The 14037-nt window shown below is 33.4% G+C and carries 14 protein-coding genes; 10 read left to right on the top strand and 4 right to left on the bottom strand.

Annotated elements, in window-relative coordinates:
• Position 1: 1 nt before the first annotated feature.
• The gene (locus ACP7AV_RS00070) at positions 2 to 1522 is read right to left on the bottom strand and encodes a helicase HerA-like domain-containing protein (RefSeq protein WP_426090266.1); all 1521 of its coding nucleotides are present in this window, start codon (positions 1520 to 1522) and stop codon (positions 2 to 4) included.
• A gap of 373 nt (positions 1523 to 1895) precedes the next feature.
• Between ACP7AV_RS00070 and ACP7AV_RS00065 the strand changes: the two genes are divergently transcribed.
• From ACP7AV_RS00065 to ACP7AV_RS00030, 8 genes are all read left to right on the top strand, one after another.
• Complete coding sequence (locus ACP7AV_RS00065; protein ID WP_091204168.1) at positions 1896 to 2714, top strand: MotA/TolQ/ExbB proton channel family protein; 819 nt, start codon at positions 1896 to 1898, stop codon at positions 2712 to 2714.
• An 88-nt stretch (positions 2715 to 2802) separates the two neighbouring features.
• A complete protein-coding gene (locus ACP7AV_RS00060; protein ID WP_396230391.1) occupies positions 2803 to 3402 on the top strand; it encodes an ExbD/TolR family protein in 600 nt (199 codons plus the stop codon).
• A gap of 19 nt (positions 3403 to 3421) precedes the next feature.
• Positions 3422 to 3970 (top strand): ExbD/TolR family protein, encoded by a 549-nt coding sequence (locus ACP7AV_RS00055; protein WP_091204164.1) that lies wholly within the window; start codon positions 3422 to 3424, stop codon positions 3968 to 3970.
• 38 nt (positions 3971 to 4008) lie between these two features.
• Positions 4009 to 4803, top strand: coding sequence for an energy transducer TonB (locus ACP7AV_RS00050; protein WP_091204160.1), 795 nt, complete (start codon positions 4009 to 4011; stop codon positions 4801 to 4803).
• Positions 4803 to 5033 carry a hypothetical protein gene (locus tag ACP7AV_RS00045; RefSeq protein WP_091204157.1) on the top strand — a complete coding sequence of 77 codons (231 nt, stop codon included), beginning with the start codon at positions 4803 to 4805 and terminating at the stop codon, positions 5031 to 5033. Before ACP7AV_RS00050 ends, ACP7AV_RS00045 begins: the two co-directional genes overlap by 1 nt.
• A 3-nt stretch (positions 5034 to 5036) precedes the next feature.
• On the top strand, positions 5037 to 5957 hold the full coding sequence (locus ACP7AV_RS00040) for a PstS family phosphate ABC transporter substrate-binding protein (RefSeq protein ID WP_426090265.1): 921 nt from the start codon (positions 5037 to 5039) through the stop codon (positions 5955 to 5957).
• Complete coding sequence (locus tag ACP7AV_RS00035; RefSeq protein ID WP_426090264.1) at positions 5947 to 7647, top strand: tetratricopeptide repeat protein; 1701 nt, start codon at positions 5947 to 5949, stop codon at positions 7645 to 7647. Before ACP7AV_RS00040 ends, ACP7AV_RS00035 begins: the two co-directional genes overlap by 11 nt.
• A 226-nt stretch (positions 7648 to 7873) precedes the next feature.
• Positions 7874 to 8506 (top strand): 7-carboxy-7-deazaguanine synthase QueE, encoded by a 633-nt coding sequence (locus ACP7AV_RS00030; RefSeq protein ID WP_426090263.1) that lies wholly within the window; start codon positions 7874 to 7876, stop codon positions 8504 to 8506.
• A 77-nt stretch (positions 8507 to 8583) separates the two neighbouring features.
• Here the strand turns inward: ACP7AV_RS00030 and ACP7AV_RS00025 are convergent, their stop codons facing one another.
• Together ACP7AV_RS00025 and ACP7AV_RS00020 are read right to left on the bottom strand one after the other, a co-directional pair.
• Positions 8584 to 9126, bottom strand: a complete 543-nt coding sequence (locus ACP7AV_RS00025) for a YfiT family bacillithiol transferase (RefSeq protein ID WP_426090262.1) — start codon at positions 9124 to 9126, stop codon at positions 8584 to 8586.
• A gap of 1 nt (position 9127) precedes the next feature.
• Positions 9128 to 9859, bottom strand: a complete 732-nt coding sequence (locus ACP7AV_RS00020) for a class I SAM-dependent methyltransferase (RefSeq protein WP_426090261.1) — start codon at positions 9857 to 9859, stop codon at positions 9128 to 9130.
• Positions 9860 to 9951: 92 nt separating this feature from the next.
• On the opposite strand from ACP7AV_RS00020, the gene ACP7AV_RS00015 reads away from it, so the two are divergent.
• Positions 9952 to 10446: a YkgJ family cysteine cluster protein gene (locus tag ACP7AV_RS00015; RefSeq protein ID WP_426090260.1), complete on the top strand. Its 495-nt coding sequence runs from the start codon at positions 9952 to 9954 to the stop codon at positions 10444 to 10446.
• A 49-nt stretch (positions 10447 to 10495) separates the two neighbouring features.
• On the opposite strand, the gene ACP7AV_RS00010 is transcribed toward ACP7AV_RS00015, so the two are convergent.
• The gene (locus ACP7AV_RS00010) at positions 10496 to 11668 is read right to left on the bottom strand and encodes an exo-beta-N-acetylmuramidase NamZ family protein (protein WP_426090259.1); all 1173 of its coding nucleotides are present in this window, start codon (positions 11666 to 11668) and stop codon (positions 10496 to 10498) included.
• 158 nt (positions 11669 to 11826) lie between these two features.
• Between ACP7AV_RS00010 and ACP7AV_RS00005 the strand changes: the two genes are divergently transcribed.
• Positions 11827 to 13053 (top strand): ABC transporter permease, encoded by a 1227-nt coding sequence (locus tag ACP7AV_RS00005; protein WP_426090258.1) that lies wholly within the window; start codon positions 11827 to 11829, stop codon positions 13051 to 13053.
• The last annotated feature ends 984 nt before the right edge of the window (positions 13054 to 14037 follow it).

Genomic DNA, 14037 nt, shown 5'->3' with positions numbered 1-14037 from the left:
CTTATTTTTTAAACATTTTTGTTAGCACACCAAATGCACCTCTGATGAACGTAGCGCTAGTCAATACTTTCAAAACTGATTTTCCTACGACGCTAGCTGTACTTGGCTGTTGGTTTTGTTGTTTTTGCGATTCTTGTTTTTGCTCTTGTTCGGAATCTTCTTGTTCTATGATGGTAATTTTTTTATTTAGCATTTCATACGCACTTTCGCGGTCAATCAGTTCGCTATATTTTTTTACCAATTTCGATTTATTGTTGATTTGCTGAATTTCGCTTTCGGTCAAAACATCCATCCTGCTCATTGGGGCACGCATCATCGTTGCAGCGAGCGGTGTAGGAATTCCTTTTTCGTTTAATGCAGTAATGAGTGCTTCGCCAATTCCAAGGCTGGTTAGGATTTCATCAGTTTTGTAATAATCGGATGTTGGATAATTGTCTGCAGTTTGTTTGATGGCTTGTCGGTCATTTGCTGTAAATGCTCGCAAAGCGTGTTGTATTTTTAAGCCTAATTGTGCCAAGACGCCGTTTGGGATATCTATCGGATTTTGTGTTATGAAATAAATTCCGATACCCTTCGAACGAATTAATTTTACAATGGTCTCAATTTGTTCTAATAAAGTTTTGCTGGCTTCATTGAAAATTAGATGAGCTTCATCAATAAAGATTACCAATTCAGGTTGGTCAGAATCTCCTTTTTCAGGCATTTGTTGGTAAATTTCAGCTAATAAACTCAACATAAAGGTCGAGAATAACTTTGGCTTATCTTGTATATCAGTCAATCGTAGGATGTTGATGTATCCTTTTCCATTTTCATCAATTCGAATTAAATCTTCCACATCAAATGACATCTCACCAAAGAATAAATCAGCACCTTGCTGCTCTAACTCAATTATTTTTCGAAGAATAGTGCCAGTTGTGGAAGTAGAAATTTTGCCATAATGTTCTTCTATTTCGTCTTTTCCTTCTTCCGTAATATAATTGATTACTTTTTTGATGTCTTTTAAATCTAATAAGGGCATTTTATTATCATCACAATATTTGAAGATAACTGAAACGACGCCAGCTTGAGTATCGTTTAAGTTAAGGATTCTAGAGAATAATACTGGTCCGAATTCAGATATTGTTGCGCGTAGCCGAACTCCGTTTTGTTCTGATAATGTCATTAATTCAACAGGGAATCGAGCAGTTGAATAAGGAATGTTGATTTTAGTGTGGCGCTCCGTTATAAACGGTTTTTCTTCGCCTTCTTTTGCAATTCCGCTAAAATCGCCTTTGATATCCATCATTAAAACAGGAATTCCAAAAGTTGATAATTGTTCGGACAGGACTTGAATGGTTTTGGTTTTCCCGGTTCCGGTAGCAGCAGCAATTAATCCATGGCGATTAAAGGTTTTCAGTGGGATCTTCACGTGAGCATCTGGGATGGCTTCTCCATCTAAAACAGCACCGCCCAAAATAATGCTTTGTCCTTTAAAAAAGTATCCTTCAGAAATGTGCTTCATGAAATCTTCTTTTCTGCTCATAATAAGTTTGTATTTAAAACATTTGTAAGATATTATATTTTTCTAAAATGAACAAATTTAGTGCATACCGCAGTTTTCCTGCTTTTTTATTGTTAATATCACAAAATAATAGTTTTCCTGCTAAACAGGCTGGAAATGAAATATTGTGTTAATTTTTCTTAAAAAAATATGTTATTTTTTATAAAACGTGCTATTTGTTTGCGTATATTGATATAAATGCAAGAGGGTAATCTGTAAATATGTTTTTGAAATAAATTTAAATATAATATAATAAAAAAAAGTTTTTTTATTTGAACTAAAAATATAAATTTGCTCCACTACAAGTTTAATATAACTAAGATAATTTATTTAAAACTATTAAAATTAAAAAAAAATGGCAAACGTTAAAAAAGAAAAAGCAGCAAACGGAGGAGGAATGATTTCAGGAATCATTATTGTAGCATGTATTTTTGTTGGATGGTTAATTTGGAATTTTATAATGGGTAATGGCGCTAATTTTGAAGGTGGTGTTAATACAGGTCATCCATTACCAGGGAATATGTTGGCAATGGTTTACAAAGGAGGTCCAATTGTACCGGTATTGTTAGGGTTATTATTAATGGTTGTTGTGTTTTCATTTGAGCGTTATGCTGTAATTTCAAAAGCGGCAGGTACAGGAAATCTTGATCAATTTATGACAAGCGTACAAAATGATATCAAAAGCGGTAATATTGAAGGAGCTATTGCTTCATGTGACAAACAAAAAGGTTCTGTTGCAAACCCAATAAAATCAGCTTTATTGAAATATCAAGAAGTGAAAAGAGAAGGTTTAGATAGCGAAGCTGCTGCTGAAACAATTCACAAAGAAATAGAAGAAGTTACTTCATTGGAAATGCCAATGCTAGAAAAACACATGACAATTCTTTCAACTATGGTTTCATTAGGAACACTTGCAGGTTTGTTAGGAACGGTTACAGGTATGATTAAAGCATTTAGTGCTTTATCTGCTGCTGGTACTCCTGATCAAGCTGCACTTGCAAATGGTATATCTGAAGCTTTGATTAATACAGCCACAGGTATCTCAACTTCTGCTTTAGCAATTGTTGCTTATAACTTCTTTACGTCTAAAATTGATACTTTGACTTATTCTATTGATGAGGCAGGTAACACAATTGTAAATACTTACAGACACTTCAGAAGTACACAAAAATAATTAATAATTTAATTTACAAGAAAGTAGTTTCTCTTAATTGGCTTCTATTTTCTTGTAAATTTAAAAAAGAATATTGATGGCTATAAAAATGAAGAAAAAAGCAGGGTCTACGGATATGACTGCTATGTGTGACGTCGCTTTTCTTTTGTTGTCGTTCTTTGTAATGACTGCAACAGCTAAGATACCGGAAGCATTGCCGGTAGATACGCCTGCGTCAACGGTTCAATCTAAGTTGCCAGAAGATAATTTAGCTACTATAACTGTTGGAAAAGGAAAAGTGTTTTATGACTTAAAAGGTAGAGAAGTTCGTAAGGAAGCTCTACAATTAATGGGACAGAAATACGGTGTTGAATTTACTGAAAGTGAAGTTGAAACTTTTGCTTTAATGGAAGGTGTTGGTGTACCAATTTCTAATTTGAAACAATTGATTGGAATGAAAACTTCTGACAGAAATAAAGCTGGTGTTCAACCGGGTGTGCCAAAAGATTCTCTCGACAATCAGTTGAAAGAGTGGATTTACAATTCTCGTATTGCAAACATAAAAGTGAACGATAAAGAATTGCAAATCGCAATCAAAGGTGATGCAAAAGAAGAATATCCTGCAATTAAACAAGTAATGGATATCTTGCAAGATCAGAAAATCAATAGCTTCAATCTAGTTACTGGTTTAAGAGCAACAGAAAAATAACTAAAAAAAATACACTAAAATGGCTGAATTAAATACTGGCGACGGTGATGGCAAAAAAAGTGGTAAAGTAAGAAGTAAAAAATCAAACTCAAAAGTAGATTTAACTGCTATGGTTGATTTAGCTTTCTTGTTGATTACTTTCTTTATGCTAACTACTACGTTGTCTAAACCACAATCCATGCCTTTGGGTTTACCAGATAAGGATGATGACCCTTCTAAAAATAAAGATATTAAAGTTGATGAAAATCGTACTTTAACAGTTTTATTAGGGGATAATGATAAGATGGTATACTACATGGGATTGTTAGCAACTCCTATTGCAGGTCCAAAAGATATTTCTTATGGTAAAGAAGGGATTCGTAAAGAGTTGCTGAAAAGAAAAAAGTCAGTAGTTGAGTATACGGGTAATAAAGATAAAGGTTTAATAGTTATCATCAAACCAAGTAAAAAATCAAATTACCGTAACTTAGTTGATATACTTGATGAAATGGCAATAGTAGGAGTGCCTACGAATGCTATTGTAAATGATTTTTCACCAGAGGAACTAAAATTGTTAGAAGGTAAATAAGGATTTCTTATTACTCAATAACCTAATAATTAAGAAAAATGAAATTAGATATATTCACAAACCAATGGCTTGATATTGTGTTCGAGGGTCGTAACAAAGCTTATGGAGCTTACGAGTTAAGAAAGTCAAATAACAAGACTGCAGTTAGAGCACTTATTTTTGGTGCAATTGTATTTGCAGTAGCAGTAAGTATGCCATTAATATTAAGTTTACTTCCTGATTCTACAGAGGCAGATGAAACTTTAGATACTAAAATCGTTAGTATCAAGTTACCACCAAAAGAAGAAATTAAGAAAAATATACCACCTCCGCCACCACCACCACCAAAAGTGGATCAGGTTAAATTTGTTAAACCTGTGGTTGCAAAAGCAGATGAAGTTACTGAAGAACCGCCAAAAACTGTCGAAATTAAAGATAAGAAATTAGGTGCTGAAACTATAAAAGGAGATCCAGATGCTGTTTTAACTGTTGAACCAGTTGGTACTGGAACTGCCGCAGTAGTAGAAGAGGTTGATAACCAGATTTATAACACTGCTGGTATTGAAGTTAAACCTGATTTTCCTGGAGGTATCGAGAAATTTTACAAATTTGTAGGTAGTAATTATGTAACTCCTGAAGAAGAAGGATTGAAAGGTAAAGTTTATGTAACTTTTGTAGTTGAAAAAGACGGCTCCTTAACTGACATTAAAGTAATTAGAGATATTGGTTACGGAACTGGAAAAGAAGCTATTCGTGTCTTGAAAAAATCACCAAGATGGTCTCCTGGGGTACAGAATGGTAAACCGGTTCGAGTACTTTATTCGTTACCAATAACCATTCAATCTGCAGAGTAATGCTGAGTAACATACTTAATAATATTAAGAAGAAATCGCTTAGAGAGCGATTTCTTCTTGTTTTAGGAATTTTGTTTTTTCTGGTTTATCTTGTTTTAGGTTTATTCATTATCTTTATGAAGAATTTTCCTTTAGATATGCAGCCTATTTATAGAGTCGCTTTTGGTGTTCTGCTGATTGCTTATGCTTCGTTTAGATTCTTTAGGATTATTAATGATAATAATGATTAGATTATGAAAAATTCTGCTAAACTTCCGTATTTGATTTTCTTCTTAGCAATCGCTTTTGTAGTTTCTTGTAATCAAGGAAATAAATCAAAAGAAGAAGAAACTATTTTGAAAGGCTCAGCATCTATCTATGTAGATGAAACTTTAACTCCAATTATTGAAGACCAAGTTGCAGTATTCGAGAATAAATATGAGGCTAAAATTAGCCTGATCTCAAAATCAGAATCGGAAACAGTTAATTCTTTATTTAATAAAAAAAGTGCAATAGCAATTTTATCCAGAAACTTGACGCCTGAAGAACTTGAAATTTTTAAACAAAGAAAAATTAACCCTAAGATTACACCTTTTGGTACCGATGCAGTTGCTTTTGTTGCTAATAGAAATAGTCAAGACTCACTTATAGCTTTAAGCGATGTTATCAGTTTTATGCAAGGAAATCCAGTTTCCTCAATTAAAGGTTTAGTTTTTGATAACTTAAATTCAAGTACGGTTCGTTATTTAAAATCGTTGGCAAGGATTAAAACGATTCCTGAAAAGGGCGTTTTTTCATTTAAGACAAATGATGAGGTTATAAAACATGTTTCAGCCAATGAAGGAATGATAGGTGTGGTGGGCGTCAATTGGCTTTCTCAGCCAAAACCTGATATGCAAAAGTATGTTGATAAAGTAAATACTTTAAGTGTAAAAGGAGTGAACGGAGATAACTACTATATGCCTTCACAAAACAATATCGCAGAAAAAAAATACCCTTTGGCACGTGATTTGTATATAATAAATTGTCAAGGGTACTCTGGATTAGGAATGGGCTTTGCCTCATTTGTTGGTGGAGATATCGGGCAAAGGATAATTTTAAAATCTGGATTGTTACCTGTACGTATTCCTACAAGAAAATTTACAATAACGAAAAGTCAAAATGATGAAAAATAAATTAACTACAATGAAAATGAATAAATTTACAACTTTTAGCGTTGCCTTAATGGCCTCTGCTTTTACGACACAAGCACAAGATATTAATCAAGCTAGAAAAGCTATCGACGCTGAGCAGTTTGAAAGTTCAAAATCGATTTTAAAATCAATTATTAAAGCAAAACCTTCTAATGGAGCGGCTTTCTTTACTTTAGGAAATGTTTACCTTACTCAAAGTGTAGAGGATTCGGCTAAAATTTATTTTCAAGAAGGATTGAATGCGTCTGAGAATGCTAAACTAAATTATATCGGTTTAGGTCAGATGGATTTAAATAAAAATGATCTTACTGGTGCACAAGCTAAATTTGCATTGGCCACCAAAGACATGAGAAAAAAAGATGTTCAAGAATTTGTTTATGTAGCCAGAGCATATATGAATGCAAACAAACCTGATTATAAAGGGGCTATTGCAATTTTGACTCGTGCAGCAATAAACAATTCTCAAGATGCACAATTGCAACTTGCATTAGGTGATGCATATTATGGTGATGGGAAACAAAATGAAGCTTACGTAGCGTATAGAAGTGCTTTTCAATTAGATAATACTTTATTGAGAGCTAAAATGCAATTAGGTGTTTTGTTAAAAGGTGCTAAATCTTATGATGAAGCTTCAAAAGCGTACAATGAAGTAATTGCTATAAATCCCAATTATGGTCCAGTTTACAGAGAATTAGCTGAGACCTATTATAAAATAGCACGTAATAAGCCATCTCAAGCTGCTGTTAATTATAAAGCGGCACTAGGGTATTATGATAAATACATGTCATTAACTGATTACTCTATTAATTCTAGAATGCGTCGTGCCGATTTTCTTATTTTGATAGAAGATTATGTGGCTCTTGAAGCTGAAGCTAATAAAATGATTGAGTTGGACAAAGTTAATCCAAGGATTTACCGTTATTTAGGTTATGCAGCTTATAAAAATGGAAATGTGGATGTTGCTATTAAATCTTTAGAGAGTTTTATCAATGCTCCAGCGAATAAACCGATTGCTTTAGATTATTTATATTTAGGATTAACAAAAATCAAAAAAGGAACTAGTGCTGATGGTTTATCAATTGATCCGGCTGCTTTTAGTGCAGGTTTGACAGATGTGAAAAAAGCCATTGAAATGGAACCTCTAGCGGTCCAAGATTTAAGTGAAGTTGGTAAAAAATTATTTACACAAAAACTTTATAATGAAGCTGCAGCAATATTTGAATTTGGAGCAAATACTAAAGAATCTTCAAATTTCCTTGATGACAATGTGTATTATGGTTTAGCAAATTATTATGCGAACACTAACAAAGGAAAAGATGTAAAAGTTGATGTTGTCGCTTTACAAAAAGCAGATGCAGCTTTCGAAAAAGTTTTGGTAGCTTCACCAACCTATTTAGAAGCTTATCTATACAGAGCAAGAACAAACAGATTGCTTGAAAAAGATGATGCAATGGTAAAAAATTATGAAGATTATGTTGCCAAAACGACTGAGTTAGGAGCAGCGGAGTTAGCAAAACCAGCAGTTAAGACGAAGTTTATCGAATCTTATAATAATATGGCCGCAAGTTTCGCTAACACTGATACAACTAAAGCTAAAGAATATTTTAAAAAAACATTAGCATTAGACCCGGCTAATAGTTATGCTTTAGAATCTTTAAAAATTTTAAAATAATAAAGATTTAAATATTTAAAATGGGAAACCGATAGTCTAGTGGCTATCGGTTTTTTTGTGGTTAGTATTTGAAGGCAGTAATTTTTTGCGATGATTTATATTCTCGTAACTATTGATTTCATTAAGTTGGTAAACTTCTTCGGTGCTTTCAAAGTTTCTTATATTAGTCACTGTTTTCAAATTATCTCTTTTCAAATTAACTATCTTTGCACTTTAAAATAATAGAATGTTATCAAAAGAAATACAGTTAGAAGTTAATAAAGGCGCCATGCTGCCATTAATGGAAGAGTTCTATACCATTCAAGGAGAAGGGTTTCATACAGGTACTGCTGCATACTTCATTAGAATAGGTGGATGTGATGTGGGTTGCCACTGGTGCGATGTGAAAGAAAGTTGGAATGCAGAATTACACCCACCGACAGCAATTGACTTAATTGTAGCAAATGCCAGTAAGTATTCAGAAACTGTTGTGGTAACTGGTGGTGAACCATTAATGTGGGACATGTCTTTGCTGACGAAAAAGTTAAAAGAAAACAATAGAAAAGTTCATATAGAAACTTCTGGGGCGTATCCGCTTACTGGATATTGGGATTGGATTTGTTTGTCTCCCAAAAAAAATAAATTACCAACACAAACGGTTTACGATAATGCACACGAGTTGAAAGTGATTATTTTCAACAAGCATGATTTTATTTTTGCCGAAGAGCAAGCGGAAAAAGTGAATAATAATGCGATTTTATTCTTGCAGCCAGAATGGAGTAAAAAAGAAGAAATGACACCGCTTATAGTAGATTATGTAATGAACAATCCCAAATGGCGCGTTTCATTGCAGACTCATAAATATTTGAATATTCCTTAAAAAAATAAAGAATCCCAAATGCTGTTTAAAACTGTATTTGGGATTTTTCATTAAAAACAAAAAAGTAGACACAAGAATCACCAGCCTTTGTTTTTTTTTAATTCCGTGATATGTGCTAAATGATGGTTGCCATGCCATGCATATGTTCCAATTATTTCCTTTATTTGAAATACCGCGTTTGCATCAGGGTGAATAAAAGATTTTTGTAAATCAGCTTTTGATAGCCCATTCATTAAATACGCCAAGCGAAAGTGTAAACCTTCCAGAAAAGAAAGAGTAGGTTGGATAGGCATGGTTAAATTATCATCTAATTCAGCCCAACGATCTTCGTGATAAAATTTTATTGTTGGTTGATCCTCGGTCAGCGCCCATTTGATTCTAATAAAACAATTCATGTGACTGTCAGCGCAATGATGAATCACTTGTCGAATTGTCCAACCACCTTGACGATAAGGTGTTTCGAGTTGTTCCTCGGTTAAATGAATCACTTCCTTTTTCAATTGTTCAGGGAAACTTGCAATTTCAGCTATTTTAGCAGTGAGATACGTGGTGGAGTAGCTTTCCGGTACGATAAATTTTCCGATGGGATATCGTAATTTTTCTAATGTAATATTTTCCATACTATAAAATATTGTTTAAAATCGAAAGTCTTGCTAAATAGTCATAATGTTCCCCTTCGAGAATTAACTCGCTTTGTAATCCATTGGCGAAAGCCGCGTTTTGCAAAGTGTTGTAATCCATGTAAAGCCAAGGAAATTGGTCCTCTTTTTCGTTTTTATAACGTATTGTAAAAGTCAATTCGCCATAATAACCACTGCTGGGAATCCATTTGCCACCATCTTCATCATTGTCAAACATGTAAATGATATCCGAAGAATCTATAAGAATTTGTCCGTTTGGATTAAGTAAGCTTCTTAGTTTTATTAAAAATTTAGTGGTATCTTTTAGTGTTCCAAATATGCCTGTACCATTCATTAATAATAAAATAGTGTCAAATTTATTTTGAGGATTAGTAGAATCCATTTCAAGAATATTTTGAACTTGAACATTTTTCAATCCACGAAGTTTACAGGCTTCAACTGCATTTTGAGAAATATCAATCGAATGAACATTGAAATTCCTTTCGTTTTGTAAATACAAACTATGACTTCCGGCGCCACAGCCTACATCTAAAATTTTCCCCTTCGCAAGTATTAAGGCTTTCTGTTCTAGTTTTGGCATTTCGGCATAAGAACGAAATAAATATTCAACGCTCATTTCATCTTCTTCTGAAATTGAGGTTTCCGTGATTAAATCTTCTGGGGAATTATCAGTTTGAAAATCAAGTATGGCTTTGCCAAAAAGGTCTTTCATTATAGTTGATGTGTTAATTTAGTTATTTGTTGATTTGTTTTAAGTAATTTCGCGACATGTTTTATCAAATAAACGAAAAAACAAACTCCCGAATGAACACTATTTTAAATAATCTTCCTAAAGAAGCCAAAGATAAGCATATCGAAAATAAAAAGTATTTTGATAAGCTGAAAAAGAAGACGCCAAAGAATTTGGATTACATAATGGAAGATTTGCATACCGCCGAATTCAAGAAAACAGATTGTTTAAAGTGTGCGAACTGCTGTAAAACCACAGGACCATTATTTACAGATGCAGATATTGAACGTGTTTCAAAATATTTGCGTCAAAAACCACAAAAGTTTATTGAGCAATATCTTCGCATCGATGAAGACAGGGATTATGTGTTACAAAGTGTGCCTTGTACTTTTTTGGATAAGGAAAATGCATGTTTGATCTATGATGTTCGCCCAAAAGCATGCAGAGAATTCCCGCATACGGATAGAAAAAAGTTTCAACAAATCACGGACTTAACATTGAAAAACGTAGCTATATGTCCAGCTGCTTTTAATATTGTGGAAGAAATGAAAAAGAAGTTGATTCTTTAAAAATTTTATACATCGTCTTCCTCTTCTTTTAAGAGTACTGGGATGAGGATTAATAAATCAAATATTTCGATCTCATTTCCTTAAACTGAACTAACCCGTTCCTCCAACTTTCTCTTATTTTATTTTCCGGCATTCTTGCTTCGATTTGCAGTTGTAATTTTTTAGTTCCTGCGAGTTTTGTAAAAAAAGGATTGAAGAATTTTGATTTGTCAGTTGTCGACCTGTAGGCTTCAATCAACCATTTTAGTTCCAGTCGATTTACCTTCGCAGTCGCAGATAAATTTTCTCCGTAACATTCGATGCCATTGTAAACGGGATTTTGTGCGCCAAAATTTGGTTTCGGAATAAAACTAAAAGTACTTTTCGGTAAATATGGAGAGCCATAAATTTGAAACTGTAGTTCAGTTCCTCGTCCTACACTTACATTTGTACCTTCAAAAAGACATAAACTTGCATATAAATTAACGGCTTGATCATTTGGAAGATTTGGTGAAGGTTTTACAGGTAAACTATAGCTGATCTTTCGATTATAATTAAGACATGGAATAACAGTCAATTTGCATTGTATACCATTCTTCAGCCATTTCTCACCATTAACCATTTGTCCATATTCTCCAATTGTCATTCCATGAAGCAAGGAAACTGGATGCATTCCCACGAAACTGGTGAATGATTGTTCAAGAATTGGACCGTCAACAATACTTCCGTTAGGATTTGGTCGGTCAAGAATCAAAAGCGGAATATTATTTTCAGCACAGGCTTCCATTATATAATGTAACGAAGAGATATAAGTGTAAAATCGTGCGCCTACGTCTTGCAAATCAAAAACCATAATGTCGATTCCTGAAAGTTGTTGTGGTTTTGGTTTTTTATTGTCACCATAAAGTGAAATAATTGAAAGTCCAGTTTTAGAATCTTTACCGTCAACGACATGTTCGCCCGCATCAGCAGTTCCGCGAAAACCGTGTTCTGGTGCGAATATTTTTTGGATGGCTATGTTTTTTTCTAAAAGAAAATCTACTAAATGTATTTTATTAAAGAGAATACCGGTTTGATTGATTACAATTCCTATTTTCTTCTCCTTTATTAATGGTAAATAGTTGTTGTAATTATCAGCTCCAGTTTTTATTTCTTTATTTGGATATTGTTCAACTTTTTCTAATTCTGATTTTACATTTTCTCTAGTAGCTGTTTTACTGGCAGAACAAGAAGTTGAAATCATTGTTAAAAATATAAAACTTAGCGATTTTCTGAAAAATTGAATCATATATTAGGTTCAAATAAAATTAAGGTCAATTAGTGTAATTCGTGTTTTAGCTGTATTTTTGGCTTAAGCAACGCAGACTGGCGAAGCAAATCCAAATTAGAAAAGTAATTAAATTGAATTTAGAATATTTCATCGCCAAACGTCTTATTACTGCTAAAGATTATAAAAGTAGCATTTCTGCTCCAATTATAAAAATCGCTATTTCAGCAATTGCCATCGGTATGATTATGATGATTGTTTCAGTAGCAACCGGAATTGGGCTGCAGCAAAAAATTAGAGAGAAAGTTTCGGCTTTCAATGGACATATCATTATTTCAAATTACGATAACAATCAATCTGAAGTGACATTAGTTCCAATTTCTAAAAAACAGGATTTTTATCCAAAGTTTACGTCAGTTCGTGGAGTAGAACATATTCAGGCCATTGCCAGTAAAGCTGGTATTATTAGAACCGAAACCACTTTCGAAGGAATTGTCTTCAAAGGCGTGGGAACTGATTATAAGTGGGACAATATTAAGGAATACATTGTTGAAGGTAGAATTCCAAATAACAAAGGAAAGTTAAATGAAGAAGTTGTGATATCTCAGTTTATTGCGAATCGGTTGAATTTAAAAGTTGGTGATGCATTCAACACTTTCTTTATGAAAGAGAAAGGGTATAACCTGAGGAACTTTGATGTTGTTGGGATTTTCAATTCTGGTTTTCAAGAATTCGATGCTACCTATATAATAGGAGATATTCGTCACATGCAGCGTATCAATAAATGGACCCCTGATCAAATAGGTGCTTTCGAGATTTTTGTGGATGATTTTAATGCTATAGAATCAATTGGTGAGCAGGTTAATGCACAAACAGCATCAACGTTGGATACTAAAACTATAATCGAGAAATACAGTTATATATTTGAATGGCTGCAACTATTCGATTTCAACATCGTTGTTATATTAGTAGTTATGATTCTTGTCGCCACAATCAATATGGTAGTAGCTTTATTAGTGCTGATTCTCGAGCGAACCCAAATGATTGGAATTCTAAAAGCGTTAGGGGCTAATAATTGGTTAGTACGAAAAATATTTCTGTACAACGCCTTCTATCTTATAGTAAGAGGACTCTTCTGGGGAAACCTAATCGGTATCTTATTATTGTTAATCCAACAACAATTTGGTATAATCCAACTTCCACCAGAGAACTATTACGTCAATCAAGCGCCAGTTTATCTAAATTGGGGATACATTCTTTTATTAAACCTGCTTACCGTGACCGTTTGTTTCCTGATACTATTAATTCCTTCCTATATAATAACCAAAATTTCACCAGTCAAAGCCATACGTTTCGATTAGATTTTCATTTGGGCGTTACCGTTTATAAAAAAGAGGCTATTATCGATATCGATAATAGCCTCTTTTTTATAAACGGTCGGGCTATTCGCCGCAAGTCCTCGCAAAACTCCATTTCATTTCGTTTTCCTGTGGGCTTTTCGCTGCTATCCCTAACGCGAACCTCGGTAATCTATAACTTGTTGTTGTTTTTACGAATATTATGATACCTTATATATAAGAGTGAAAAAGTAACAGTACAATTTTGTACAATATAATGTATCGGACAAAACCATTAGTTAGCTTAATCATGTTTTTGAATAATAGCACGAAAGTAACATTTGAAGTCGCAAAGGGTACCGATGAGCTACAAATAATGCAATACTGTTTAGATTTTGAAAGATGTACTAAGCAAAGAAATGCTTATGAAGGTAATCTTTCATTAGTGGAATAGGGGATTTTGACAAGAAAACGAGTTTAAGGTATATTTGATTGTAGATTTGTTTAAAAAACTTGTTCTTTCAAAAAACATGATATCAGTTAGTTAAAGATAAAGTTAAGAAAAGGTCAAAAAAAAGTGTTTAAAAAGCTTGAATAACCCAATAAAGGGTGTAGTTTTGCACCCGCAATGACGCAGACGTTCTTTCACAGACTGGCAAGTACAACGAATTAGATTAGAGAATTTATTTTCTAAAAAAGATTCGATAAAGCTTGTGAGAATAGAAAACGAATGTTACATTTGCACCCCGCAAAACAAGCAAAGTTCCTTGACAGATTGATAAGAAAAGCAGAGGCAAATGAGATAAAAATTATTTCAAAAAAAACTTCAAATTTTTCTTGTCAGTTAAAAAGAAAGTTGTACTTTTGCACCCGCTTCCAGAGAGACACAATGTGAATCAAACGAAGAGAAAAGCAGATAAGAACACGTTCCTAGACATATTGAATTGACAGCCGTTTTAAGAGAGATCTTAGAACAAAAGAATAAGAGTAATAGAATCGAGAGATTTG

The organism is Flavobacterium sp. DSR3-2 (assembly GCF_049896525.1).
GTDB lineage: Bacteria > Bacteroidota > Bacteroidia > Flavobacteriales > Flavobacteriaceae > Flavobacterium.
This window is presented reverse-complemented; position numbering and strand designations above follow the sequence as displayed.

What these genes read in the sequence shown, in the direction of transcription:
- ACP7AV_RS00070 (WP_426090266.1), bottom strand. Translation starts at nt 1,522, where the DNA reads ATGAGCAGAAAAGAAGATTTCATGAAGCACATTTCTGAAGGATACTTT.
- ACP7AV_RS00065 (WP_091204168.1), top strand. Translation starts at nt 1,896, where the DNA reads ATGGCAAACGTTAAAAAAGAAAAAGCAGCAAACGGAGGAGGAATGATT.
- ACP7AV_RS00060 (WP_396230391.1), top strand. Translation starts at nt 2,803, where the DNA reads ATGAAGAAAAAAGCAGGGTCTACGGATATGACTGCTATGTGTGACGTC.
- ACP7AV_RS00055 (WP_091204164.1), top strand. Translation starts at nt 3,422, where the DNA reads ATGGCTGAATTAAATACTGGCGACGGTGATGGCAAAAAAAGTGGTAAA.
- ACP7AV_RS00050 (WP_091204160.1), top strand. Translation starts at nt 4,009, where the DNA reads ATGAAATTAGATATATTCACAAACCAATGGCTTGATATTGTGTTCGAG.
- ACP7AV_RS00045 (WP_091204157.1), top strand. Translation starts at nt 4,803, where the DNA reads ATGCTGAGTAACATACTTAATAATATTAAGAAGAAATCGCTTAGAGAG.
- ACP7AV_RS00040 (WP_426090265.1), top strand. Translation starts at nt 5,037, where the DNA reads ATGAAAAATTCTGCTAAACTTCCGTATTTGATTTTCTTCTTAGCAATC.
- ACP7AV_RS00035 (WP_426090264.1), top strand. Translation starts at nt 5,947, where the DNA reads ATGAAAAATAAATTAACTACAATGAAAATGAATAAATTTACAACTTTT.
- ACP7AV_RS00030 (WP_426090263.1), top strand. Translation starts at nt 7,874, where the DNA reads ATGTTATCAAAAGAAATACAGTTAGAAGTTAATAAAGGCGCCATGCTG.
- ACP7AV_RS00025 (WP_426090262.1), bottom strand. Translation starts at nt 9,126, where the DNA reads ATGGAAAATATTACATTAGAAAAATTACGATATCCCATCGGAAAATTT.
- ACP7AV_RS00020 (WP_426090261.1), bottom strand. Translation starts at nt 9,859, where the DNA reads ATGAAAGACCTTTTTGGCAAAGCCATACTTGATTTTCAAACTGATAAT.
- ACP7AV_RS00015 (WP_426090260.1), top strand. Translation starts at nt 9,952, where the DNA reads ATGAACACTATTTTAAATAATCTTCCTAAAGAAGCCAAAGATAAGCAT.
- ACP7AV_RS00010 (WP_426090259.1), bottom strand. Translation starts at nt 11,668, where the DNA reads ATGATTTCAACTTCTTGTTCTGCCAGTAAAACAGCTACTAGAGAAAAT.